At 71.4% G+C, this 23,195-nt stretch carries 20 protein-coding genes; 12 read left to right on the top strand and 8 right to left on the bottom strand.

Annotated features, from left to right (window positions below; translation table 11 throughout):
• Positions 1 to 66: 66 nt before the first annotated feature.
• Genes ACZ3I4_RS03580 through ACZ3I4_RS03595 form a run of 4 tightly spaced genes read right to left on the bottom strand, consistent with a single transcriptional unit; the run spans position 67 to position 6,543 of the window.
• Complete coding sequence (locus ACZ3I4_RS03580) at positions 67 to 1,071, bottom strand: glycoside hydrolase family 6 protein (protein WP_465380244.1); 1,005 nt, start codon at positions 1,069 to 1,071, stop codon at positions 67 to 69.
• Complete coding sequence (gene glxA / locus ACZ3I4_RS03585; protein ID WP_465380245.1) at positions 1,071 to 3,023, bottom strand: radical copper oxidase GlxA; 1,953 nt, start codon at positions 3,021 to 3,023, stop codon at positions 1,071 to 1,073. The genes ACZ3I4_RS03580 and glxA overlap by 1 nt, the downstream gene beginning before the upstream one ends.
• Positions 3,020 to 4,774 (bottom strand): glycosyltransferase family 2 protein, encoded by a 1,755-nt coding sequence (locus tag ACZ3I4_RS03590; RefSeq protein ID WP_465380246.1) that lies wholly within the window; start codon positions 4,772 to 4,774, stop codon positions 3,020 to 3,022. Before ACZ3I4_RS03590 ends, glxA begins: the two co-directional genes overlap by 4 nt.
• Positions 4,774 to 6,543 carry an enoyl-CoA hydratase-related protein gene (locus ACZ3I4_RS03595; protein ID WP_465380247.1) on the bottom strand — a complete coding sequence of 590 codons (1,770 nt, stop codon included), beginning with the start codon at positions 6,541 to 6,543 and terminating at the stop codon, positions 4,774 to 4,776. The genes ACZ3I4_RS03590 and ACZ3I4_RS03595 overlap by 1 nt, the downstream gene beginning before the upstream one ends.
• A gap of 184 nt (positions 6,544 to 6,727) precedes the next feature.
• On the opposite strand from ACZ3I4_RS03595, the gene mfd reads away from it, so the two are divergent.
• From mfd to ACZ3I4_RS03615, 4 genes are all read left to right on the top strand, one after another.
• Entirely contained in the window at positions 6,728 to 10,345 is a 3,618-nt protein-coding gene (gene mfd, locus ACZ3I4_RS03600; protein ID WP_465380248.1) for a transcription-repair coupling factor, read from the top strand.
• A 56-nt stretch (positions 10,346 to 10,401) separates the two neighbouring features.
• Positions 10,402 to 11,148 carry a hypothetical protein gene (locus ACZ3I4_RS03605; RefSeq protein ID WP_465380249.1) on the top strand — a complete coding sequence of 249 codons (747 nt, stop codon included), beginning with the start codon at positions 10,402 to 10,404 and terminating at the stop codon, positions 11,146 to 11,148.
• 556 nt (positions 11,149 to 11,704) lie between these two features.
• Positions 11,705 to 12,697: a nucleoside triphosphate pyrophosphohydrolase gene (locus tag ACZ3I4_RS03610; RefSeq protein WP_465380250.1), complete on the top strand. Its 993-nt coding sequence runs from the start codon at positions 11,705 to 11,707 to the stop codon at positions 12,695 to 12,697.
• Positions 12,698 to 12,707: 10 nt separating this feature from the next.
• Positions 12,708 to 14,324 (top strand): DUF885 domain-containing protein, encoded by a 1,617-nt coding sequence (locus ACZ3I4_RS03615; RefSeq protein ID WP_465380251.1) that lies wholly within the window; start codon positions 12,708 to 12,710, stop codon positions 14,322 to 14,324.
• A 23-nt stretch (positions 14,325 to 14,347) separates the two neighbouring features.
• Here ACZ3I4_RS03615 and ACZ3I4_RS03620 read toward each other — a convergent pair whose 3' ends face one another.
• The 4 genes from ACZ3I4_RS03620 to ACZ3I4_RS03635 are packed head-to-tail and all read right to left on the bottom strand — an operon-like array spanning position 14,348 to position 16,685.
• Positions 14,348 to 14,788 carry a hypothetical protein gene (locus ACZ3I4_RS03620; RefSeq protein ID WP_465380252.1) on the bottom strand — a complete coding sequence of 147 codons (441 nt, stop codon included), beginning with the start codon at positions 14,786 to 14,788 and terminating at the stop codon, positions 14,348 to 14,350.
• Entirely contained in the window at positions 14,785 to 15,297 is a 513-nt protein-coding gene (locus ACZ3I4_RS03625) for an RNA polymerase sigma factor (RefSeq protein WP_465380253.1), read from the bottom strand. Before ACZ3I4_RS03625 ends, ACZ3I4_RS03620 begins: the two co-directional genes overlap by 4 nt.
• Before the next feature lie 47 nt (positions 15,298 to 15,344).
• Complete coding sequence (locus ACZ3I4_RS03630) at positions 15,345 to 16,013, bottom strand: hypothetical protein (protein WP_465380254.1); 669 nt, start codon at positions 16,011 to 16,013, stop codon at positions 15,345 to 15,347.
• A 42-nt stretch (positions 16,014 to 16,055) separates the two neighbouring features.
• Positions 16,056 to 16,685, bottom strand: a complete 630-nt coding sequence (locus ACZ3I4_RS03635; RefSeq protein WP_465380255.1) for a hypothetical protein — start codon at positions 16,683 to 16,685, stop codon at positions 16,056 to 16,058.
• Between the two features lie 199 nt (positions 16,686 to 16,884).
• On the opposite strand from ACZ3I4_RS03635, the gene eno reads away from it, so the two are divergent.
• From eno to ACZ3I4_RS03675, 8 genes are all read left to right on the top strand, one after another.
• Positions 16,885 to 18,168: a phosphopyruvate hydratase gene (eno, locus tag ACZ3I4_RS03640; RefSeq protein WP_465380256.1), complete on the top strand. Its 1,284-nt coding sequence runs from the start codon at positions 16,885 to 16,887 to the stop codon at positions 18,166 to 18,168.
• Positions 18,169 to 18,653: 485 nt separating this feature from the next.
• A complete protein-coding gene (locus ACZ3I4_RS03645; protein ID WP_465380257.1) occupies positions 18,654 to 19,010 on the top strand; it encodes an FtsB family cell division protein in 357 nt (118 codons plus the stop codon).
• A gap of 1 nt (position 19,011) precedes the next feature.
• Positions 19,012 to 19,509 carry a DUF501 domain-containing protein gene (locus ACZ3I4_RS03650; RefSeq protein WP_465380258.1) on the top strand — a complete coding sequence of 166 codons (498 nt, stop codon included), beginning with the start codon at positions 19,012 to 19,014 and terminating at the stop codon, positions 19,507 to 19,509.
• Entirely contained in the window at positions 19,506 to 20,006 is a 501-nt protein-coding gene (locus ACZ3I4_RS03655) for an amino-acid N-acetyltransferase (protein WP_465380259.1), read from the top strand. Before ACZ3I4_RS03650 ends, ACZ3I4_RS03655 begins: the two co-directional genes overlap by 4 nt.
• 2 nt (positions 20,007 to 20,008) lie before the next feature.
• Complete coding sequence (locus ACZ3I4_RS03660; RefSeq protein ID WP_465380456.1) at positions 20,009 to 20,908, top strand: Ppx/GppA phosphatase family protein; 900 nt, start codon at positions 20,009 to 20,011, stop codon at positions 20,906 to 20,908.
• Between the two features lie 70 nt (positions 20,909 to 20,978).
• Positions 20,979 to 21,308 (top strand): PadR family transcriptional regulator, encoded by a 330-nt coding sequence (locus ACZ3I4_RS03665; RefSeq protein WP_465380260.1) that lies wholly within the window; start codon positions 20,979 to 20,981, stop codon positions 21,306 to 21,308.
• On the top strand, positions 21,305 to 22,336 hold the full coding sequence (locus ACZ3I4_RS03670) for an HAAS signaling domain-containing protein (protein WP_465380261.1): 1,032 nt from the start codon (positions 21,305 to 21,307) through the stop codon (positions 22,334 to 22,336). Before ACZ3I4_RS03665 ends, ACZ3I4_RS03670 begins: the two co-directional genes overlap by 4 nt.
• A 369-nt stretch (positions 22,337 to 22,705) precedes the next feature.
• Positions 22,706 to 23,173, top strand: coding sequence for an LppU/SCO3897 family protein (locus tag ACZ3I4_RS03675; protein WP_465380262.1), 468 nt, complete (start codon positions 22,706 to 22,708; stop codon positions 23,171 to 23,173).
• Positions 23,174 to 23,195 lie beyond the last annotated feature (22 nt).

The raw sequence follows: 23,195 nt of genomic DNA on the forward strand, positions 1-23,195 counted from the left end.
CAGCGCTGTCCCGACTGCGCCGATCGTATCGGCGTGACCGGTGGAAGGGGGGAATTGGGATAAGGTTCACTTGGCCAGCGCGAGCGCATACGCAGGAAACCACTGCCCGGCCGGGGGCTGACCCGGTCCGCAGGCGCCGTCGGACTCCCCGGGACGTTTCACCCAGAGGTACGCATCGACCAGCGCGTGCCCGGTCCGCAGCGTGGGCGCGGGCCCGAGCCGCCGGCCGGCCGGATTGCACCAGTGGCGGTCACCCGCCCCGCGCTGGGCCGGCCCGTTACCGTTGCGGCTGGTGTCGACGACGAAATGCTTGCCCCCGACGATCCGGGAGACCGCGTTCCCGTACGCGACGTTGTCCGCGGTCGTCTCGAAGTTGGCCACGTTGAGCGCGAACCCGGCCGCCGTGCCCACCCCGGCCGAGCGCAGGGCCGGGCCGATCTGCGCGGCCGGGATCCACGTCGGGTTGCCCGCGTCGACATAGACGCGCACTCCGGGGGCGGTCCGCAGGGCGGCCACGGCGTGCCGCAGCAGCCCGAACCGCTCGGCCGCCCGCTCGGCCGGCAGGCAGCCGCGCACGGCCTGGGCCACCGCGTCCGGTTCGAGCACGACGATGGCGCGGTGACCGCGCAGGGCCCCGGCCAGCGCGGTCACCCACCTCCGATAGGCGGCGGCGTCCGCCGCCCCGCCCGCCGAATGGCCCGAGCAGTCCCGGTGCGGAATGTTGTAGAGCGTCAGCACCGGCGTGCGCCGGGCGGCCGAGGCCGCGACGACCAGCCGGCGCGCCCGCTCGGCGTAGCCCGGGGCGTCGTCGGTGAACCAGACCGAGGTGGGCTGGCCGGCGATCCGGCGGAGGATCGTCGCCTCACTCGTGCGGCCGGCCTGGTCGAGAGCGCGGACGGCGGCGACCGCCGCGCCCGCCGGGTCGACGTAGAGATGCGGGCTCGCGGCCCGGGGCGGTGACGGGATCCGGACCTCCGGATCGTGCTCGCGGGCCCCGGCGGCCACGGCCACGGCGCCGAGGCCGACGAGCGAGCCCGCCAGGAGCAGGGACAGCCGGACGCGACGGGCCATCACCGCACCCGGACCCAGCGGGCGACCGACGGCCGGCCCCGGTCGTCGACGAGGAACAGCATGTACCAGCCGGACGGCGCGATCCCGGCCTGCCGGGGCACGCTCAGCTCGAGGCGGCCGTCGGCGGCGCGCGCCAGGCCGAGCGCGACCGAGCGCTGGTCGGTGTCGGTGCCGTGGGTGACCGAGCTGGGCCGCAGCAGCCGGGCCGACGTGATCCGCCCGGCCTGCGGCGTGGCCACGGAGAACGCGCCACCCCGCGAGACCTCGCCCGGAGCCTGCGCGATCACCGGCCGGTCACCGCGGAACAGGTACGGCGGGCTGTAGACCTCAATGCGCTGCTCGAACGTGCCCGGCGCGCGGCCCGAACGGTCGTACAGCGGGTCGCTGCCCATCGTGATGACCCGGCCGTCGGGCAGCAGGATCCCCTCGGAGTGGTAGTTGCGGCCGACCGTCGACTCGGCCGCGGTCCGGAACGAGTTCGACGACGGCACGTAGAACTGGGCGTTGAACAGGTCGCTGCGCGCCCGGCCCCGGTACGGCCCGCCGCGGTAGCCGGACGAGCCTCCGCTGGTGAACACGGTGTCGTCGGGCAGCACGACCGTGGAGAGATAGCGGGCCGGCTTGGGCAGGTCGGGCCCGGGACGGTAGGCCGGCTTCTTGCCGCGCAGGTCGACGATGTCGGTGCGGGCCGTCGAGATCGGCGAGTCACCGACCCCGCCACCCCCGAAGATCATCACCTGCTGGTCCTGCGCGGGCGGCAGCAGCAGCGAGGTGGCGGTCTCGTTGAGTTCGGGTTGCCGCAGGCCGGGCACGGGCTTGAAGTGATTGCCGTCGAGATCCCAGATTCCCGGCGTACGCCCCTCCTTGTCCGAGCCGTAGCCGCTGTTCGCGCCGGAGTAGAAGAGCCGGCCGTCGGCCATCTGGTGCAGGCTCGGATAGGTGGGGAAGTAGCGCTGCAACCGCGGCGCGGCCGACCAGGTTCGCCGGGCGGAGTCGTAGACCTCGTTGCGGCCCGGGAGGATCCGGCCGTACTGGTCCAGTCCCGAGACCGCGAGCACGTCGCCGTCGGTCATCGTGACCAGGGTCGGATACCAGCGGTGGTCGGTCAGGTCGCCGGTGCGCTGATAACGCTCGGTGCGCGGGTCGAACTCGTACGAGGTCTTGTCGCCCCCGTACTCCTGCTTCTCGCGGGTGATCTTGTCGGCCACGCCGTACAGGTTGCGGCTGTCCGAGCCGGTCAGCGCCGGGATCGAGTACTGCGCGCCGTCGCGGACGACCGGGGCGTCACCGGTGCGGACGGCGTCGACCCAGACCTCCCGCTCGCCGGCGGTGATCATGACGTGCGGGCCGTGCACCACCTTGCGCGCGGGCGGCACGGTGAACGCCGTACGGCTGACGTATTCGTGCCCGGCGGCCGAGCGGAACCGGGTGCCCTTGGCGAACCGGCGCACGCCGTGGTCGGCCGACTCGTTCTTCACCTTCATCACGCCGCCGGCCCGCTCGACGTCCTTCTCCAGCACCTCGTACGACTTGGTGCCGCCCGCGATCAGCAGGTTGCCGCTGGGCAGGAAGCTGTGCCCGGCGCAGAACACGTCGGTCGGGGTGGGCACCTCGCTGAACTTCTCGGTGCCCGGGTCGTACAGGACCGTCCGGAAGGTGCCCGCCTCGAACTGGTCGCGGTTGTTGCCGCTGCCCGCCACGATCAGCACCTTGCCCGTGCTGAGCAGGGCCGCGTGGATGGCGTTGACCCGGAAGTCCGATGGCACGGGCAGCTTGGACCAGTGCCCGTACTTCTCCTTGTAGGACTGCCGGTTGATGTTGTAGTTGTGCAGCGCCTCGGATCCGGCCGCGAGGACCGGACGGTTCGCGAACGCGACCACGGCGAGCACCACCACCGCGACTGTTCCGCTGGCCATCCGGCGCGCGAGACTGGGGCGGGGGCGGGGCTTCATACAGGTGACTCCTTAGATCTCCGGCGCCGGCGCTGGAGGAACCAGAGCGCCGGTGGGGTCAGGCAGATGAGCAGGTTGAGCGCGGGCCAGACGAACATCGCGTTGTCGACGTGACCGGTGATCCCGGCGATGACGAGCAGCACGACGAAGAACGCGGCCCAGCGCAGCCCGGAGGCGAAGGTGGCGAGCCGGTCCGGGCTGGTCGAGTCGCCCTTGGGCGTGACCACGAACCCGGCCCGCCGGCGCAGCAGCGCCCCGGCGAACGACGACACGTAGATCGGCGTGGACAGCGTGGACGCCACCATGCCGGTCAGCCCGGACGAGCCCGCCTCCTCGTGCGGGCTGGTGTTGTGCCGCCGGTTGAACACGTACAGCCCGACCTGGAACAGCGCGGCGTCGATGTAGAGCATCAGCCACACCTCCTGCGGCACGTGCACGCCCTGAGCCCCGAGCGCGAGGTAGCAGAACGCGTTGAGCGCGCCGAGCAGCCAGGCCAGGGCGGTCAGCGGGTAGTACGACATGAGCAGGCCGTAGTGCAGCGCCTTGCCGGGGCCGAGCTTGAACGCCAGCCGCGCGAACTTGCGCAGGACGACCTCGTCGGTGCCGCGCGACCAGCGGTGCTGCTGGGTGAAGTAGTCGGTCCACGAGGACGGGCCCTCGCCGACGGCCAGCACATCCGGGGTGTAGACGGAACGCCACTTGTTCGCGTGCAGGGCCAGGCTCGTCGCCATGTCCTCGGTGATCGAGTCCTGCAGCCCGCCGATCGATTTCAGGGCCTTGATGCGTACGGCGTTGTTGGTGCCCACCAGCATGGCGATCCCGCGCCGGTTGCCGGCCCGCTGCAGCAGCGAGTGGAACAGATACTGCTGCGACTCGGCCCAGCGCGTGACGAGGTTGTCGTAGTTGCCGTAGATCTGCGGCCCGACCACGAAGCCGACACCGGGATCGCGGAAGTAGCCCAGCAGCCGCTCGCAGAAGTTGGGCAGCGGCACGTGGTCGGGGTCGACCGAGACGAACACGTCGTAGTCGTCGCCGTTCACCTCGACCCACGAGTTGTAGTTGCCGTGCTTGGTCTTCGCCTTGAACGCGCCCGACGCGGTGTTGAACTCGGCCCGGCCCTTGCGGCTGAAATGGCGTACGCCCAGCCGCTCGCACATCGCCTTGACGCCCGGGTCGTCGCCCTCGTCGAGCAGCCACACGTCGTACGTGCCGCCGTAGCGCACGTTGCGGGCGGCGCGCAGGGTCCGCTCGACCATCGCCACCGGCTCCTTGCCGGGCACGATCGTGGTCAGGAAGGCCACCCGCATCGTCGTGTCCGGCACCACCGGCACCGGGTCGCGCGCCCACAGCGTCGACAGGCACAAAGTCACCACGTTGACCAGCCGGAACAGTTCGATCGTGGCGGTCGCGCCGATCATCACCAGCGCGCCCGCGTAGGGCGCCGGGTGCAGGGACCGGTCGGGGATCTCGATCGACGCGATCAGCCAGCCGAAGAACGTGCTCTCGAAGGTGAACGCGAACAGCGTGATCAGAACGGTGAGCAACGGCCGTCGCCGGGCCAGCCTCCGCATGCGTACGCGATAAGGCTCCTGACTCTCGCCGGGCGCCGGATCGGCCGGGCCGGCCAGCACGCTGTAGGCGCTGTAGTTGTAGCGGGCGGGCAGCAGCATCGTGGCCGCCTGCAGCGCCGGGCTGACGCTGACCCGTCCGGTCGGCCGCCGGGGCGCCGGGACCTTCTCCTGAACGCGCATCAGGCGGACAGGGGCACGGCCGGGCGCACGACCGGCTGCCTTTCCTTGGGGGCGATCCGGGTCACCGGCGCGTGCGAGGCGAACCGCAGCCGCTCGGGCGTCGTGGTCGCCCGGGCCTTGGTGACGAAGTCGTGCCGGGCGGCCGCGAAACCGGACCGGTCGCCGAACATGTCGCGGCTCATCTCGGCCAGCTCGCGCGCCTCGAACACCTCGAGCGGCACCCGTTCGGCGGCCAGCCCGCGCGCCTTGGCCTGACGGCGGCGGCGGGCGGCCCGCGGGTCGCTCTCGCGCTCGGCCAGGTCGGTCAGCCATTCCGTGTACGCCTCGGGGTGGCGCGGCCCGACCTCGTCGGCCAGACCGAGGGTGGCCGCCTCGGACGCGCTGACCGGCAGCTTGTCGTCGATCAGCCGCTGGGCCCGGTCGGCGCCGACCCTCCGCGGCAGGGTGAAGGTGTGCAGCTCCGAGCCGTACAGGCCCATCTCGTAGTACGGGTTGAGCACGATGCCTTCGCGGGCGGCCACGATGTCGGCGCCGAGGCCGAGCATGACGCCACCGGCTCCGGCGCTGCCCGCGTACGCGGAAATGACGACCTGCCGGGTGCAGGTGACGATCTCGCGGCACACGTCGTTGATCGCCCGGATGTTGGCCCAGGCGGCGCCGGCCGGGTCGGGCGCGGCCTCGATCACGTTGAGGTGGATGCCGTTGCTGAACGCGTCGGTGCCGCCCCGCAGCACCAGCACCTCGGTGTCCTGGGCGGCCGCGTGGCGCAGACCGGCCAGCAGCCGGCGGCAGTGCCCGGCCGACATCGCGCCGTTGTAGAAGTCGAACGCGAGCCAGCCGATCTTTCCCGTACGGCGGTAGCGCACCTGGCGGTACGCGTTCGGCGACTCGGGTTCGACGCCGACCGGCAGCGGCGATTGGGGCACGCCACGCAGCCGCGATCCGAGCAGCGTGGTGGCCGGCAGCTTGATGCCCGCGCGGGCGTGACCGGCCTCGGCGGCGCGCAGATGGCCGAGCCAGAGAGCTCCGTCGCCGGTGCCGACCAGGACGGCGCCCTGCCGGCGGCCGAGCAGCGCGCCGGGCCGTGGGTGCCGGGCCAGGCCGGGCGTGGCGTCGTAGGCGAAGACCGGCAGGCCCGCGAGTTCCGTGCGGACGCCCGGGGAACCGTCGGCGGCCCGGATGGCGCACAGGATGCGCTCGGTCGGGTCCGACCAGTCGAAGGCGCGGTCGGCCTGCTTCATCGACGGCCGTGGGCGTGCGCCCGGCGCCCCGGCCGGGGCCTGATCGGCGGGCATCGGCTCGAAGTCCGGGTCGGCGGCCTTGGCCACCACCTCGAACACGCACTCCATGGCCGCGTCGGCGACCGGGCCGTTGTACAGCGACGACTTGCGCGGGGGAGTGGCCGGCATGCCGAACGTCCGGGTGGCCCAGATCGGCCCGGCGTCCATCTCCTCGACCGCCTGCAGCGCCGTGACGCCCCACACGGGGGCCCGCTCGGCGATCGCCCAGTCCAGTGAGGACGGTCCGCGGTCGCCCACCGGGCCCGGGTGGATGATCACCGTTCGCCACTTCGTCCAGACCTCGGCCGGCACCCGGTCCTTGAGGAACGGGCAGAGAATCAGGTCGGGGTCGGCCGCCCGGACCGCATCGATGATGGTCGGCGCGCCGGTGGCGAGCTGCACGCCCACGTCGTGCCCGGCCTCACGCAGCGCGCACCAGGCCCGCTGACTGAGACCGTTGAACGCCGTAACGAGCAGCAGGATTCGCACGTTTCCTCCCCAGGGAATGCTTTCTGCAGCCGCCACTATTGCCCGGTTATCGATACTTATGTCGGACATGGTGTGCGTTGTTGTCGGGGCCACCGTGAATGTCGGTGGGGCGGACTAAACTTGTCGCCGTACCCCCGCCCTCTCCGGGCGCTGGGGTTACTCGACGTGCTTGGGGTCCTCACAGATGCAGCTCTCCGGTCTCATTCCCGCCGCGCTCCGCGACCGCGGTCTCGCGCGCGCCCGCGACCTGGCACGCCAGGGCTTTGTCTCCTCCGACGCGCTCGACCTGACCGCGCCGGCCTCGCTGCGGCCGTTCGTCGTGGCCACCGTGGCCGGGGCGGCCGAGATCGGCGGCGCGGGGCGCCCGGTGCTGGCCGTCACCGCCACCACCCGCGAGGCCGACGACCTGGCCGACGCGCTGGGCTGCCTGATCAGCCCGTCCCGGGTCGCGGTCTTCCCGTCGTGGGAGACGCTTCCGCACGAGCGGCTGTCCCCCCGCTCCGACACGGTCGGCCGGCGGCTGGCCGTGCTGCGCCGTCTGGCCCACCCCGGCTCCGACCCGATCCAGGTGGTCGTGGCCCCGGTCCGCTCGGTGCTGCAGCCCCAGCTCAAAGGTCTGGGCGACCTCGAGCCGGTCGAACTGACCGCCGGCGGCCCGGCCGAGCTGGAAGAGGTGGCCCGCCGGCTGGCCGACATGGCCTACGCCCGGGTCGACCTGGTCACCAAGCGCGGCGAGTTCGCCGTCCGCGGCGGCATCCTCGACGTCTTCCCGCCGACCGACGAGCACCCGTCGCGCGTCGAGTTCTGGGGCGACGAGGTCGAGGAGATCCGCACCTTCGCGGTGGCCGACCAGCGCACCATCGACCCGGTCGACCGCCTGTGGGCGCCGCCGTGCCGCGAGTTGCTGCTGACCCCGGCCGTCCGCGCCCGCGCCGCCGAACTGGCCGCCGAGCACCCCGAGCTGGCCGAGATCCTCGACAAGCTGGCCGAGGGGATTCCGGTCGAGGGCATGGAGTCGCTGGCGCCCGCGCTGCTCGACGGCACCGGCAGCATGGAGCTGCTGATCGACACCATGCCGGCCGGCACCCACGTGCTGCTCTGCGATCCCGAGCGCATCCGCACCCGGGCCCACGACCTGACCCGCACGTCCGACGAGTTCCTGGAGGCGTCGTGGGCGGCCGCGGCCGTCGGCGGTCAGGCCCCGATCGACGTCGGCGCCGTCGCTTTCAAGACGCTGGCCGACGTACGCGCCCATGCCGCGACCCTGAAGCAGCCGTGGTGGACGGTGTCGCCGTTCGGGCTGGCCGAGTCCGAGGCGCCGGCCGCCGACGACCAGCCCTGGCTGGAAAAGTCCGAGGTCGAGGTGTCACCCGACCTCGGCGACGCGGTGGCCCTGGCCGCCCAGCCCGTTCCGCTCTATCACGGCGACACCGCCAAGCTCGCGGCCGACCTGCACGACTGGGCCACCGCCGGGTGGGCCATCGCGCTCGTCTTCGAGGGCCACGGCACCGCCCAGCGGGCCACCGAGCTGCTGCGCGACGCCGGGCTCGGCGTCACCCCGGCCGACTCCATCGAGACCCCGATCGAGGCCGGTCAGCTGCTGGTCACCTGCGGCGGGCTCAACCACGGCTTCGTCGACGCGGCCTCGCGGCTCGCGATCATCACCGGCAACGACATCACCGGCGGCCGCGGAGCGTCCACGAAGGACATGCGCAAGCTGCCGTCGCGGCGGCGCAACACGATCGACCCGCTCGAGCTCAAGCCGGGCGACTTCGTGGTGCACGAGCAGCACGGCATCGGGCGCTACGTCGAGCTGGTGCAGCGCACGGTCAACGGGGCCGACCGCGAATACATCGTGCTCGAATACGCGGCGTCCAAGCGCGGCCAGCCCGGCGACCGGCTCTACGTGCCGACCGACCAGCTCGACCAGCTCTCCCGTTACGTCGGTGGCGAGTCGCCCACGCTGCACAAGATGGGCGGCGCCGACTGGCAGAAGAGCAAGGCGCGGGCCAAGAAAGCGGTCAAGGAGATCGCTGCCCAGCTCATCCAGCTCTACGCGGCCCGCCAGGCCTCCCAGGGTCATTCGTTCGGCCCCGACACGCCGTGGCAGCGCGAGCTCGAGGACGCCTTCCCCTACACCGAGACCCCCGACCAGATGTCGGCCATCATCGAGGTCAAGCACGACATGGAACTGCGGGTCCCGATGGACAGGCTGATCTGTGGCGACGTCGGTTACGGCAAGACCGAGATCGCCGTACGGGCGGCGTTCAAGGCGGTGCAGGACGGCAAGCAGGTCGCCGTTCTGGTGCCGACCACCTTGCTGGCCCAGCAGCACTTCAACACGTTCACCGAGCGGATGAGTCAGTTCCCGGTGACCATCAAGCAGCTGTCCCGGTTCCAGACGCCGGCCGAGGCGCGGCTGACGCTCGAGGAAGCGGCCAACGGCACGGCCGACATCGTGATCGGCACCCACCGCCTGCTGGCCAACTCGACCAAGTTCAAGAACCTCGGCCTGATCGTCGTGGACGAGGAGCAGCGCTTCGGCGTCGAGCACAAGGAACAGCTCAAGGCGCTGCGGGCCTCGGTCGACGTGCTGACCATGTCGGCCACACCCATTCCTCGTACGCTGGAAATGGCCATCACCGGCATCCGCGAGATGTCGACCATCGCCACCCCGCCCGAGGAACGGCACCCGGTTCTGACGTTCGTCGGCGCGCAGGACGACAAGCAGGTGGCCGCGTCCATCCACCGCGAGCTGCTGCGCGACGGCCAGGTGTTCTATCTACACAACCGGGTCGAGTCGATCGACAGGGCGGCCCGCAAGCTGCGCGAGCTGGTGCCCGAGGCCCGGGTCGCGGTGGCGCACGGCCAGATGAGCGAGGAACAGCTCGAAAAGGTGATGGTCGGGTTCTGGGAGAAGGAGTTCGACGTCCTGGTCTGCACCACGATCGTCGAGTCCGGCATCGACATCCCCAACGCCAACACGCTGATCGTCGAGCGGGCCGACCTGCTCGGCCTGGCCCAGCTGCACCAGATCCGCGGCCGGGTCGGCCGGGGGCGCGAACGGGCGTACGCGTACTTCCTGTACCCCCGCGAGAAACCGCTCACCGAGCAGGCCCACGAGCGGCTGGCCACCATCGCCCAGCACACCGAGCTGGGCGCGGGCATGTACGTCGCGATGAAGGACCTCGAGATCCGCGGCGCCGGCAACCTGCTCGGCGGCGAGCAGTCCGGCCACATCGAGGGCGTCGGCTTCGACCTGTACGTCCGGATGGTCGGCGAGGCCGTGTCGGCGTTCAAGGGCGAGCGTCCCGAGGAAGAGCCCGAGGTCAAGATCGATCTGCCGGTCGACGCGCACCTGCCGGTGGACTACATCTCGGTCGAGCGGCTGCGCCTCGAGATGTACCGCAAGCTGGCCGAGGCCCGCGACGGCCAGAAGCTCGACGAGGTGGTGGCCGAGATGACCGACCGCTACGGCGAGCCGCCGGCCCAGGTGGCCAACCTGATCGCGGTCGCCCGGTTCCGTCAGCTGGCCCGGGCGTACGGGCTGACCGACGTGTCGATGCAGGGCAAGCACCTGCGCTTCTCGCCGCTGCCGCTGCCCGACTCGAAGCAGTTGCGGCTCAAGCGCTACCACCCCGACTCGGTCTACAAGCACGCGACCGACCAGGTCAGCGTGCCCCGGCCCAGCACCCGCCGCGTCGGTGGCGAGCCGCTGCGCGACCAGGCGCTGCTCGAATGGTGTGCCCAGCTCCTCAAGGACGTGCTGGGCGAGGTTCCCGCTCCGGTGGCCGCCAAATGATCGTTCTGCCGGGGCCGGGTGACCTGAGTCTCAACCCTCGTGAGAGAGTCAACGTCATGCAGCGTGCTCGCCGACTGGCATCCATCGTCGTCGTTGCGTGTCTCGGGGTGGGTGGGCTCTCGGCCTGCCGGTCCGAGCCGTCCGTGGCCGCCTATGTCGGTGACAGCGCCAAGGTCACCGAGGCCCGCGTGCAGGAGGTCTGGGACAACGCGAACGCCGAGCTGACCAGCGCGGCGGCCGCCCAGCCCGACCCCGCCGCCGCCACCCCGGCCATGCCGATCACCCGCACGGACATCGTCCGCACGCTGGTCGGCCACGACGTCCTGGCCGACGTGGCCAAGCGCGAGGGCGTCACGCTCCCGGCCGACCTGCCCCTCGCCGACTACTCCAGCCAGCTGCGCCTGCCGCAGACGGCGGAATACGTGCGTCTCTACGCCGAGGCCGACGGCCTGCTGCGCGCGCTGCGCACCAAGGTCCAGGCCTCCGCGCCCGACGCCTCCGAGGACGACTTGCGCGAGGTCTTCAACGTGCTGCTCACCTCGGGCGAGGTCCCCGCCGGCACGACGTACGAGCAGTTCAAGACCCAGCTGCCGGCCGAAAACCTGGCCCTCGTCAAGACCGCCTCCGCCGTGCGCAAAGAGGTCGCCGAGTTCACCGACACGATGAACATCACGGTGAACCCGCGCTACCAGCCCCTCAGCATCCCGGTCCTGGAGTTCCAGACCCAGCAGGGCGTGCTGAAGCCCCTCGTCAACGTCCCGCTGGGCGAGGCCACCGACAGCCCGGTGACCGACCTTCCCTGACGCCCTTCCCGTTGCGGGCCCGGCCTCCAAGGCCGGGCCCGCTTCGTCTCCACCCCTCAACGGTCCTTCCCCGCGCTGCTCGTGCCGTCCGCTTCGTGCGCCGCCCCCCGGCCGTCTTTCCCGTGCTGCTCGTGCCGTCCGCTTCGTGCGCCGCCCCGGCCGTCTTTCCCGTGCTGCTCGTGCCGTCCGCTTTGCCCCGCCATTCAGACGGCGTTCGTATAGACCGTCCCGCACTTTGCTCCAGCCGCCGTATCCCGCTGACCGTTTCGCCCCCCGCCGTTCCGTGGTGCTTGTGCTGACCCGCTTTGTGGGACGCGCTCATCAACGGGTGGCCTCTCTTCACCGGGCGCTCTCGTCGCTGCCGTGCTTTTCCGTCGTCCAGCCATTTCTGCCGCCGTTCGCCTCCCACACGGCCTGTGACGGACGTCTCCTGTGCTGGTTCTCCGCGGCCTGTGGACAACCCGGTTTGCGGGCTTGACAGGCGGTAACGTCCTCTCATCTCCCAAGGGCGGGTGGGGGAGGTGGTGGCTGCTCAGCGAGTGGCAGAGTGGCGGGCATGACCGCACGGATCTTTCTGCTTGTCACGTCGCCGCGGCTGCCTGCGGGGCTGCTTACGGCGGCCGCCTGGGATGTGGTGCGGGGCCATCCGGTCTTTGCGGGGGCCGAGAGCGAGCAGGCCGAGGCGCTGCGTAAGAGCGGCGTGCCGGTCACGGTGATCGCGAGCGATCCCGAGTTGCTGATCGCGGAACTGGGGGCCGAGCAGGGGCGGCCCGGGGCCGCGGGCGACGGCGGGGTGGTCTGGCTGGCCGGGCCGGCGGGGGACGAGTCGTTCGCGCGCGGGCTGGGGCTGCGGCTGGCTCGGGAGCCGGGGCTGGCCGAGTTGGAGCTGATCTACGGGTCGTGGGATCCGCCGGGGGCGCGGCTGCTCGACGCGGTGGCGGTGATGGACCGGCTGGTCTCGCCGGGGGGCGACCCGTGGAAGCGGACCCAGACGCACCGCACGCTCGCGCCCTACCTGCTCGAGGAGAGCTACGAGGCGTACGACGCCATCGAAGCGGACGACACCGACGCGCTGCGCGAGGAGCTCGGCGACGTGCTGCTGCAGGTGGTGCTGCACTCGCGCCTGGCCGAGGAGCTCCCGGAGGACGAGGCCTGGAACGTCGACGACGTCGCGGGCGGCCTGGTCGACAAGATGGTGCGCCGCAACCCGCACGTGTTCGCGGGGGTCGAGGTGGCCGACATCGAGGAGATCACCCGCAACTGGGACAGCATCAAAAAGGCCGAGAAGACCCGCGACTCGGTGCTCGACGGCATTGCGCTCAGTCAGCCGGCCCTCGCCTTGGCCGCCAAGATCCTTCAGCGTACGGACCGGGCCGGGCTCGGCGTGCCGCTGCCGGACGGTTCCGACCTCGGGGCCCGGCTGCTGCGGATCGTGGCCGAGGCGCGGGCCGAGGGCAGCGACGCCGAGCAGGCGCTCCGCCGTGCGGCCCTGGACTACGCGGAGGCCGTACGGGCGGCGGAGCCCAAAAATGTCGGACCCGCCGAGTAAGTTTCACGCCATGCCCGAGTTCGTACCGCTCGCCGAGCGCATCGTCGACGCCCTGCTCGAAAGCAACCCTGGGCTGGCCACCTACTCGGGTGACCACCGGTTCGACGACCGCCTGCCCGACCTGTCCCCGGGTGCGGTCGACACCCAGGTCGCCATGCTGCGCGACGCGACCGACGCGCTCTCCGGCATCGACGCCGACGCGCTCGACCCGGAGGATCAGGTCGACCACGCCGTGCTCAGCGCCATGGTCGAGCGCGGGCTGTTCGAGCTGGGCGACGTCCGGGAGCACGAGTGGAATCCTCTCGAGCACAACCCGGGCCCCCTGCTGCACGCGCTGATCTCACGCCAGTTCGCCCCGGCCGAGGAGCGTCTGGCCAGCCTCGGCGGCCGGCTCGCGGCGATTCCCGACGCGCTGGCCACGGCCCGGGCCGTGCTGCGTGACGTGCCGCGCATCCACGCCGAGACGGCGATCGGCCAGTTCGCCGGCACGGCCTCGCTCATCCGCGACGAGCTGCCCGCCCTGCTCGACCAGGCACCGGGCATGCGCGGCGCGCTCGAGCCGTCGTCAGCGGCCGCGCTCACAGCCCTCGAAGAGTTCGACGGCTGGCTGCGCGGCCTGGTCGACAGTGGGGAGCCCGGCCGCGACCCGCGCCTCGGCCGTCCCCTGTGGGAGGCGCGCCTCTGGCACACCCTCGACACCGAGTTGCCCGCGGCAGAGGTGCTGTCGCGCGCCCGGGCCAATCTCGAACTGGTCGGCGAGCGACTGCGTGAGGCGGCGGCCGAGTTGACCGGTGGCCCGGCCACCGACGAGACGGTCCGCCGCGCCCTCGGCTCGCTCGGAGCGCAGCACCCGGATGACAACACCATCGTCGGGCTGGCCAAGGTGACGATGGAGGAGGCGACCGAGTTCGTCCGCAAGCACGACATCGTCTCGCTGCTCGACGACCCGTGCGTCATCGAGGAGATGCCGGAGTTCGCCCGTGGCGTCGCCGTGGCCTACTGCGACCCGCCCGGCCCGCTCGAGACGGCCGACGTGCCGACGTTCTACTGCATCTCGCCGGCCCCGTCCGACTGGCCGGCCGAGCGCGTCGAGTCGTTCTACCGCGAATACAACGACCACATGCTGCGCGACCTGACCGTCCACGAGGCGATGCCCGGCCACTTCCTGCAAATCGCCCACTCGCGGCGTTTCCGGGCCGCCACCCGCGTACGCGCGCTCGGCTGGTCGGGCCCGTTCGTCGAGGGCTGGGCGGTCTACGCCGAGGAAGCGATGGCCGACCTCGGCTTCGGCGGTCTGCCGGTGCGTCTGCAGCAGCTCAAGATGCAGCTGCGCATGAGCCTCAACGCGACCCTCGACCAGCTGGTGCACTGCGAAGACCTACAGGAGGCCGACGCTATGGCCCTGCTGACGGGCGCCGGCTTCCAGGAAGAGGGCGAGGCCGCCGGCAAGTGGCGCCGCGCGCTGCTCACCTCGACCCAGCTCTCCACCTACTTCGTCGGCTACACCGAGGTCGCCGCCATCGCCGCGGCCCGCCCCTTCGGCGCCACCCCCAGGGCCTGGCACGACGCCATGCTGGCCCACGGCTCCCCACCCCCGCGCCACTTGCGCACCCTGCTGGGCGTCTGACCCGCCAACGGTCGGGGCGACGGCTAACCGCCCAGTTCGGCTCGGCGGCGCAGCAGGGCGGCCCGGATCCGCAGCGCCGTGACCAGGTGGGCCACGGCCACGAGGCCCAGCGCGACCACCGTCACGATCAGCCATGCGGGCGCGCCGGGCGAGACGATCAGCGCGCCGGCCGTGAAGATCGCCCACGCGGCCAGAGCGAGCCAGCCCGCGACCACCCGGTCCCGGGCGAACAGCGGCGTCCGGCGGGTGACCGCCCACGTGCCGACCGCTGTCCAGCTCAGGCCGATTGCCATCAGGACGGCGAAGGCCACGCCCGTACGGGTGGGAAGGTCCGGCTCGGTGGCCCACAACAGCCCGATCAGCGCGCTTGCGACCAGACCGGCCAGGGCGGCCACCACGTAGGCGATCCGGCGGCCGGGCGACAGCCGCGTCTCCAGCCGTGCCAGCACGTCGTCCGGTGTCATGCCTCGTACCCCTCTTCCGTCAGTTCCTCCCGCAACAGTCGCCGGGCCCGGTTGAGCCTCGACTTGATCGTGCCGACCGGCACCCCGCAGATCTGCGCGCACGCGTCCAGCGGCAGGTCCTCGAGATAGAAGAGCAGCACCACTTCGCGCTCCCGGGCCGGCAGTGCGGTCAGCGCCCCCGCGACCAGCTCGCGGTCGACCACGGTCGAGGCCTCGTCCGGCCCGCTCTCGGCGGCCTCGGGCTCGGGGGTCGCGTAGGCCTCGCGCAGCCGGTTCATCACGGCCCGCCGGGCGATCGTGAACAGCCAGGGCGCGAACCTCGCGGGTTCCCGCAGCCGGGGGAGCCCGGTGACGACCGCCAGCCAGACTTCCTGCACCACGTCGTCGTCGCCCCGGCCCAGCATGCGGGCCACATATCGCTCGACCGGGCCGTGCCAGGCCCGCACCAGTTCGGCGAAGGCGTCACGTTCCCCCAGCTGACACCGGACCACCAACAGTTCGTCGCTCATCCATCCCTCCCTGAATGACCAGTCGGGAGACGAGGGCGAAAGGTTCGCTAGTTGGCCGACTTGTCGATCAGCTTGGCGTTGGCCGGCACCTGGAAGGCGTCGCCGGGGAGGTCTTCGCGGTAGGACGTCAGGGCCTGGTCGATGCGCTCGCCGTCGATGGTGGCCGTGAAGCTGGCCAGGGCGCCCTCGTTGGTGACGCACAGGTCGAACGCGCGGGCCGGGGTGTCGTCGACGCCGGCGAGCGACAGGCAGGTGGCGTGGTGGCCGGCGATCGTCGTGTCGTGCGGGGTGGTCTCGACGACCGGGTCGAGCGCGGCCTTGGCCAGCATGGCCTGCACGGCCTCGGCCGAGATCAGGGGGCCGTCGTCGAGCGCGGCCGCCGCGGCCGGGTCGGCGGTCTTGGATTCGCAGGTCGAGGCGGCGCACGCGATGGTCACCGTCGACGTCACGATCAGGCGGCCGCCGGGATAGACGTACGAGGCCCGGAGCGGGCGCTGCGCGCGGTTCACCGTGGCGATGTCGCCCCCGGCCACCTGGTATTTCGCCGAGTAGGTCAGGCCCGCGCCGGCCGCCAGCTGCCCGGCCGTCTCGGTGATCAGATCGTCGCGGCTCAGGGGGGCCGCGCTCGCCTCGTCGACGTCGCCGCAACCGGTCATGCCGAGCACCAGGCACCCGGCGGTCAGGCCGGCGGCGGTAAGGCGCGAAACGAAGGACACGACTGACACCATGGCTCATGCATGCAACCGCAGGCAAACCAGTTATTCCGAGGCTGCGCTGCGTGCCCGGGCCATCAACTGTTCGTGCATGATGTAGCGCCGGACCACGCGGGCCTGGTGCTCGTCCGAGCCGGTGAAGACGGCGACCATCTCGACGATCATCGGGCCGCGCCGCGGGAGTTGCTGGCGCATCGAGCTGACCTTGACGGCCTGGGCCGCGAACTCGACCACCTCGTCGCCGACCTGGATGCGCAGCGTCAGGTCCTCGCCCGGCCGCACCTCGACGTCGGTGAACTGCGCCCGTACGGCCCGCTCGCTCAGATCGCGGACGAACCCCTCGGACGGGCCCTCGGGCCGCAGCAGCACGATCGGCTCGCCGCCACCCCCGCGTACGAAGTCCCGGGTCTGTTCGAGCGAGGCCTCCCCGGCCAGCCGCACCTCGACCCGGTTGCCGTCGATCGCGGTCACCTCGGCGAGCGAGGCGTACCGGCCGCGCGGAGCGGTCGCCCAGCGCAGCGTCACCGTCGAATCGGCCGGGGGCACGTCGGTGAGCGCCAGCGAGAGCGTGAGGACCGAGCCGGCCACCGACACGACGCGGACACCGGGCAGGGTTTCGCCGTACGAGGTCATCTCGATGAACGACCCGTCGGCCGGAAGCGTAGGTGTGCTCATAGTGACGGGGTAATCGGTGAACCCGGGCCGGACCTTAGATAAAACCCAAGGGCAACCGTACGAGCGCGGGGACGGCTCGATACGCTCAGTGCCGTGGTCGGCCGCAGGGTCGCGGTCGGTGAACAGCAGCCTCGAACAGAGGGAACGGCAGCCCGCAACTGAAGGAACGGCTGCCTTGATAGAGGGAGCGACACGACACATGGCCACCATCGAAGCGATCGTCGCGCGCGAGATCCTGGACTCCCGGGGCAACCCGACCGTCGAGGTCGAGGTCGGGCTCGACGACGGCACGGTAGGCCGCGCCGCGGTGCCCTCGGGCGCCTCCACCGGTGCTTTCGAGGCGATCGAGCTGCGTGACGGCGACAAGGGCCGTTACCTCGGCAAGGGCGTCGAGAACGCGGTTTCGAACGTCGAAGACAAGATCGCCGACGAGCTCGTCGGTTACGAGGCCAGCGAGCAGCGCCTCATCGACCAGAAGATGCTCGACCTGGACGGCACGGCCGACAAGTCGGAGCTGGGCGCGAACGCGATCCTCGGCGTCTCGCTGGCGGTGGCCAAGGCCGCCGCGCTCTCCGCCGAGCTGCCGCTGTTCCGCTACGTCGGCGGCCCCAACGCGGCCGTCCTGCCCGTGCCGATGATGAACATCCTCAACGGTGGCGCCCACGCCGACTCGAACGTCGACGTGCAGGAATTCATGATCGCGCCGATCGGCGCCCCGACCTTCCGCGAGGCCCTGCGCACCGGCGCCGAGGTCTACCACGCGCTCAAGTCGGTGCTGAAGAAGAAGGGCCTCTCGACCGGCCTGGGCGACGAGGGCGGCTTCGCCCCCAGCCTGCCGTCCAACGCGTCGGCCCTCGACCTGATCGCCGAGGCCGTGCAGGCGGCCGGCTTCTCGCTGGGCACCGACATCGTCCTGGCCATGGACGTCGCCGCGACCGAGTTCTACAAGGACGGGTCGTACGTCTTCGAGGGCGCCCCGAAGTCGACCGACGAGATGATCGCCTACTACGCGAAGCTCGCCGACGAGTACCCGATCGTCTCGATCGAGGACCCGCTGTCCGAGGAGGACTGGGCGGGCTGGAGCGCGATGACCGGCCAGCTCGGCAACAAGATCCAGATCGTGGGCGACGACCTGTTCGTCACCAACCCGACCCGCATCGGCCGGGGCATCGCCGAGAACGCGGCCAACGCCGTGCTGGTCAAGGTGAACCAGATCGGCTCGCTGACCGAGACGCTCGACGCCGTCGACCTGGCCCACCGGGCCGGCTTCAAGACGATGATGAGCCACCGGTCGGGCGAGACCGAGGACACCACGATCGCCGACCTGGCCGTCGCGGTCGGCAGCGGCCAGATCAAGACCGGCGCCCCGGCCCGGTCCGACCGCGTCGCGAAGTACAACCAGCTCCTGCGCATCGAGGAGCAGCTGGAGGGCGCGGCCCGGTACGCCGGTGCGGGCGCTTTCCCGCGTTACCGCACGGCGTGACGAGCGCCCGCTAGATCATGGAGTTGTGGCGCCCCCGGAAACGGGCATAGGTTTCAGCGGGCGCCACAACACGTGACGGAGGGGTTGGGGTGACGACACAGCGACGATCACCGAGCGGTCAGGGCCCGTCCCGCCGCCCCGGATCGTCGCGTGCTCGCACCACCGGGCCGGTCCGTAATACCGGAAATGTCCGTAAGGGAAACGGTGGCGACACCGACCCGAGCGACAAAACCGGCAAAACCGGACAAAGTCCGGTCAGTCGCGACAGCAAGAACGGCGCCGCAACGGGCCGGGCAAGCGGCGCCACCAGGAGCGGCGAGGCCCGGGGGAGTTTCGCCCGCGGCGGGACGCCCGGCCGCCCGACCAGGAGCGTCAAGCGCACCGCCCTCAACCGTCCCGCGGCCTCCCGGCGTACGGGAAACGCGGGCCGGGGCGCCACCAAGCGCACCGTCGCCCCCCGGCCGCGTGCACTGACCGGCCGCGCGATGGTTTTGATCATCATGTTCGTCGCGCTCGCCCTGGCGTACACGTATCCCCTCCGCGTCTATCTGGCCCAGGAGTCGCAGATCGCCCAGCTCGAGGCCGACCAGGCCGCGCAGCGGGAGCTGATCGCGCAGAAGTCCCAGGAGCTGCAGAAGTGGAAGGACCCGGAATACCTCCGGGCCCAGGCCCGCGAGACGCTGTTCTACGTGCGCCCGGGGGAGACCCCGCTCCTGGTGCTGAACGACCCGGCCGGCGCCGCAGCCGAGGCCGGTCAGAAATCCCCGGCGGCCGCACCCGACCGCTGGTACGACACGCTGTGGAGCAGCGTCCGAGCCGCCGACGCGGAGTCCCCCAACTGAAATGCCTGAGCCAACCGAAGCCGATCTGGAAATCGTCGAAGCCCAGCTCGGGCGCCCTCCCCGCGGCACCCGTGCGATCGCGCACCGCTGCCCGTGCGGAAACCCGGACGTGGTCGAGACCGCCCCGCGCCTGGACGACGGCACACCGTTCCCGACCCTCTACTACCTGACCTGTCCGCACGCCACCGCCGCGTGCAGCCGTCTCGAGTCGGCCGGGGTCATGCGGGACATGCAGGAGCGTCTGTCGACCGACCCCGAGCTGGCCGCGCGATACCGGGCAGCCGGCGAGGACTATCTGGCGCGCCGCAAGGAGATCGAGGACGTGCCGGAGATCTCGCACGTCGCCGCGGGTGGCATGCCCGATCGGGTGAAGTGTCTGCATGTCCACCTCGGGCACGCGCTCGCCGTGGGCCGGGGCGTGAATCCTTTCGGGGACGAGGTCCGCGACGCCGTCGAGCCGTGGTGGGCCGAGGGCCCCTGCGTCAAACGGGAAGAATGACGGTGGAGATCCGGCGCGCACGCACCCAGGACGTCCGGGCGATTCGCGCCCTGGTGGACGAGTACACGGCCGATCGGCGGCTGCTCAGCAAGGCGACAGTGACCCTGTACGAGTCGGTGCAGGAGTTCTGGGTCGCCGTCGACGACAACGACCGCGTGTTCGGCTGTGGCGCCCTGCACGTGATGTGGGAGGACCTGGCCGAGATCCGTACGGTCGCGGTCGATCCGGCCCGCCGGGGTCAGAAGATCGGTCACAAGATCGTCGAGCGCCTGGTCGAGGCCGCCCGCGAGCTCGGCGTGGCCCGGGTGTTCTGCCTGACGTTCGAGACCCGGTTCTTCGGTTCGTTCGGGTTCACCGAGATCGACGGCGCTCCCGTCCCGCACGCCGTCTACGAGCAACTTCTGCGCTCGTACGACGAGGGTGTGGCCGAATTCCTCGACCTGGAACGGGTCAAGCCCAACACGCTGGGGAACAAGCGAATGCTGCTGCACCTATGAGGGTGGCCGGGATCGACTGCGGGACGAACTCGATCCGCCTGCTCATCGCCGACGTCGCGGACGGCGGGCTCACCGACGTCGCCCGCCGGATGGAGATCGTGCGCCTGGGCGAGGGGGTCGATCGCACCGGGCGCCTGTCCGAGGGAGCCCTGGCCCGTACGCGGAAAGCTCTGATCGGTTATGCCGCCGAGATCGCCGAACTGGGCGTCAACCGGGTCCGGATGTGCGCCACGTCGGCCTCGCGCGACGCCGAGAACGCCCAGGAGTTCCGCGACATGGTCCGGGGCGTGCTCGGCATCGACCCCGAGGTGATCAGCGGCGACGAGGAGGCCCGGCTCTCCTTCACGGGCGCGATCGCCGGTCTGCGCGCCGAGCGTCCCTACCTGGTTGTCGACATCGGCGGCGGCTCGACCGAGTTCGTCACCGGCTCGGATGCCGTCGACCACGCCATCTCGATGGACATCGGCTGCGTCCGGATGACCGAGCGTCATCTCCACGGCGATCCGCCCAGCGCGGCCGAGATCCACAATGCGGAGCGTGACATCGCGGCGGCGGTCGACATCGCCCTGACCGCGGTGCCCGGTCGTGCGGCCAAGACCCTGGTCGGGCTGGCGGGCACGGTCACCACCGTCACCGCCCTGGCCAAGAGCCTTCCCTCGTACGACGCCACGCGCATCCACCACGCCGAGGTGAGCCGGGCCGACGTGTCCCGGGTGACCGCCGAGCTGCTGGCCATGCCGGTCGCCAAGCGCCTCGAACTGCCCGTGATGCATCCCGGCCGGGCCGACGTGATCGGCGCCGGCGCCCTGATCCTCCGCACGATCATGGAGCGCTCCGGCCACGACTCGGTGATCGCCTCCGAGCACGACATCCTCGACGGCATCTGTTACAGCCTCGCCTGAGCGTTCCGTGACGATCGCGGCGCTACTGTCGTCTTGACGGTATTTCGCATTGCGCAGTACTGTCCTTCGCGTGGATACGACCCAGCTGCTCAAGGGTGTCCTGGACCTGGCCGTGCTCGCCGCCCTGCGCGACGAGGACGGTTACGGCTACGACATCCTTCGCCGGCTGCGGGCCGCCGGGCTCGAAGACGTCGGCGACGCCTCGGTCTACGGCACACTCCGGCGCCTGTTCGCCGGCGGCCTGCTGAACAGCTATGTCGTTCCCAGCGTCGAGGGGCCCCACCGCAAGTACTACGGGCTCAACGCCGCGGGCCGCGCCGAGTTGCAGCGATCGGGCAAAGTGTGGCACGGCTTCGCATCCACCATGGACGATCTGCTTCGCGAGCGGGAGACGGCGTGAACTCCACGGCACAGGACGAGATCACCGAATACGTCGAGCGTGTCCGCGCGGCGCTGGCCGACCTGCCCGAGGCCACCCGCGCCGAGCTCCTCGAGGATCTGCCCGAGCATCTGGCCGAGATCCGGGCCGAGGACACGGTCACGCTGACCGACCGGCTGGGCACCCCCGAGGCGTACGCGGCCGAGCTGCGTTCCACCGCGGCGGGTTACGTCGGCGGCTTCCCCGAGCCGCCCAACAAGAGCCAGTGGGTCAGCCCGGCCGAGATGCGCATGCAGCTCATGAAGGTGCTCGGCCCGGCCGACGCCAAGATCGGGCCGCTGCTCGGATATCCCAAGGCCAGCGACTTCCTCGCGCTGCTGCGTCCCGCGTGGTGGGTGCTGCGCGGCTATCTGGGCGCGATGGCGCTGGCCTACCTGTTCGACGCCAGCGGCAACCAGCCCGGCCTGCTGCCCCGCGTCGGCGGCAGCACGGTGGTGGCGCTGGTGCTGCTGGCCGGCTGCGTCGTCGCCTCGGTCCTGGTCGGGCAGCGCCGCCTGGGCCGCGACGGCTGGCCGCGATACGTGATCAACGTCGGCTCGGTGTTCCTGGTGCTGTTCGCGATCGGCGGGTTCTTCAACGCCGACAGCGAGGTCCGCGACCCCGGCTACAACGACGCGGGCTACTCCAGCGGCAACCCGTACGACTACATCACCGACGTCTTCGTCTACGACAGCACGGGCAAGCTGGTGCCCGGCGCCCGCCTGTTCGACCAGGAAGGCGCGCCGATCCAGATGGGCAACGCCTGGTGCGACAACCCCAACACGGGTGAGTCGTTCCACTCGCGCTCGATGGGCTACCCGTACTGCCCCGAGGCGGCGCCGTTCGGCTCGCCCGCACCCACGGGGCCGGCGGGCCGCACCGCTTCGCCGATCGAGCCGGCCGCCACGGCCACGGACAGGCCGCCCGCGTCGTCCCCCTCCGCGCGGCCGTCGACCCAGGGTCCGACCGCGGCCCCCACCGTGACGACGCCCACCCCGCCGGGTCGCTGACCGGGGTCGCGGGGATCGGGGCCGGTCGCTACTGTCTCTCCGCTTGATCCGGTCGCCCCAGGGCCGGCTCGCGGAAAGGAACCACCCTTGAGCGACGCGACCCCGCCGCCCTCCGACCCCACCTTCGCGCCGCAGCCGGCCTTTCCGCCGCCCCCCTATGGCCAGCCGCAGTCCGCGCCGCCCCCGTACGGCCAGCCTGCTTTCGGTCAGCCGCAGCCCGGTCAGCCTGCGTTCGGTCAGCCGCAGCCGGGCCAGCCTGCGTTCGGTCAGCCGCAGCCGGGCCAGCCTGCTTTCGGTCAGCCGGCGCCTGGTCAGCCGCTTTTCGGTCAGCCCGCATACACTCAGCCCGCTTATGGGCGGCCGCCCGGGATGCCCGGCTACCCGCCCGCGGGCCCGGCCCACCCCGGCTATCCGCAGCCGGGCCAGCCCGGCTATCCCGCGTACCCGCCGCTGGGTGGCCCGGCGCCGAAGAAGCGCAGCACCCTCAAGATCGTGCTGCTGGCCGTCGGCCTGGCCGGGATCCTGATCGTCGGTCTCGGCGTCTTCGGCGTGAGCGCGATCGTCTCGGCCGCCGCCGACCCCGCCAAGGGCGCCCAGGTCGGTGACTGCCTCGCCGCCACGGGCGCGGTGGCCAATGCGGGCACCACCGAGACCTCGGCCGAGGTCGTCGAGTGCGAGTCGATCCAGGCCGAATACACGGTGGTGGCCCGCATCGAGGGGGAGAGCTCCCCGAACAGCACCGCCTGCGCCAAGTTCTTTTCCGGCGGCGAGCCCTACTACGTCTACGGCAGCACGTCGGGCGACGGTTACGTCCTCTGCCTGCGCCCCCGGAGCTGACCACGAACGGCTGACGGCGCAA

It is taken from the genome of Actinoplanes sp. NPDC021490 (genome assembly GCF_055562135.1).

Coding starts and splice junctions, on each gene's coding strand:
- ACZ3I4_RS03580 (WP_465380244.1), bottom strand. CDS start 1,071: ATGGCCCGTCGCGTCCGGCTGTCCCTGCTCCTGGCGGGCTCGCTCGTC.
- glxA (WP_465380245.1), bottom strand. CDS start 3,023: ATGAAGCCCCGCCCCCGCCCCAGTCTCGCGCGCCGGATGGCCAGCGGA.
- ACZ3I4_RS03590 (WP_465380246.1), bottom strand. CDS start 4,774: ATGCGCGTTCAGGAGAAGGTCCCGGCGCCCCGGCGGCCGACCGGACGG.
- mfd (WP_465380248.1), top strand. CDS start 6,728: ATGCAGCTCTCCGGTCTCATTCCCGCCGCGCTCCGCGACCGCGGTCTC.
- ACZ3I4_RS03605 (WP_465380249.1), top strand. CDS start 10,402: ATGCAGCGTGCTCGCCGACTGGCATCCATCGTCGTCGTTGCGTGTCTC.
- ACZ3I4_RS03610 (WP_465380250.1), top strand. CDS start 11,705: ATGACCGCACGGATCTTTCTGCTTGTCACGTCGCCGCGGCTGCCTGCG.
- ACZ3I4_RS03615 (WP_465380251.1), top strand. CDS start 12,708: ATGCCCGAGTTCGTACCGCTCGCCGAGCGCATCGTCGACGCCCTGCTC.
- ACZ3I4_RS03620 (WP_465380252.1), bottom strand. CDS start 14,788: ATGACACCGGACGACGTGCTGGCACGGCTGGAGACGCGGCTGTCGCCC.
- ACZ3I4_RS03625 (WP_465380253.1), bottom strand. CDS start 15,297: ATGAGCGACGAACTGTTGGTGGTCCGGTGTCAGCTGGGGGAACGTGAC.
- ACZ3I4_RS03635 (WP_465380255.1), bottom strand. CDS start 16,685: ATGAGCACACCTACGCTTCCGGCCGACGGGTCGTTCATCGAGATGACC.
- eno (WP_465380256.1), top strand. CDS start 16,885: ATGGCCACCATCGAAGCGATCGTCGCGCGCGAGATCCTGGACTCCCGG.
- ACZ3I4_RS03645 (WP_465380257.1), top strand. CDS start 18,654: ATGGTTTTGATCATCATGTTCGTCGCGCTCGCCCTGGCGTACACGTAT.
- ACZ3I4_RS03650 (WP_465380258.1), top strand. CDS start 19,012: ATGCCTGAGCCAACCGAAGCCGATCTGGAAATCGTCGAAGCCCAGCTC.
- ACZ3I4_RS03655 (WP_465380259.1), top strand. CDS start 19,506: ATGACGGTGGAGATCCGGCGCGCACGCACCCAGGACGTCCGGGCGATT.
- ACZ3I4_RS03675 (WP_465380262.1), top strand. CDS start 22,706: ATGCCCGGCTACCCGCCCGCGGGCCCGGCCCACCCCGGCTATCCGCAG.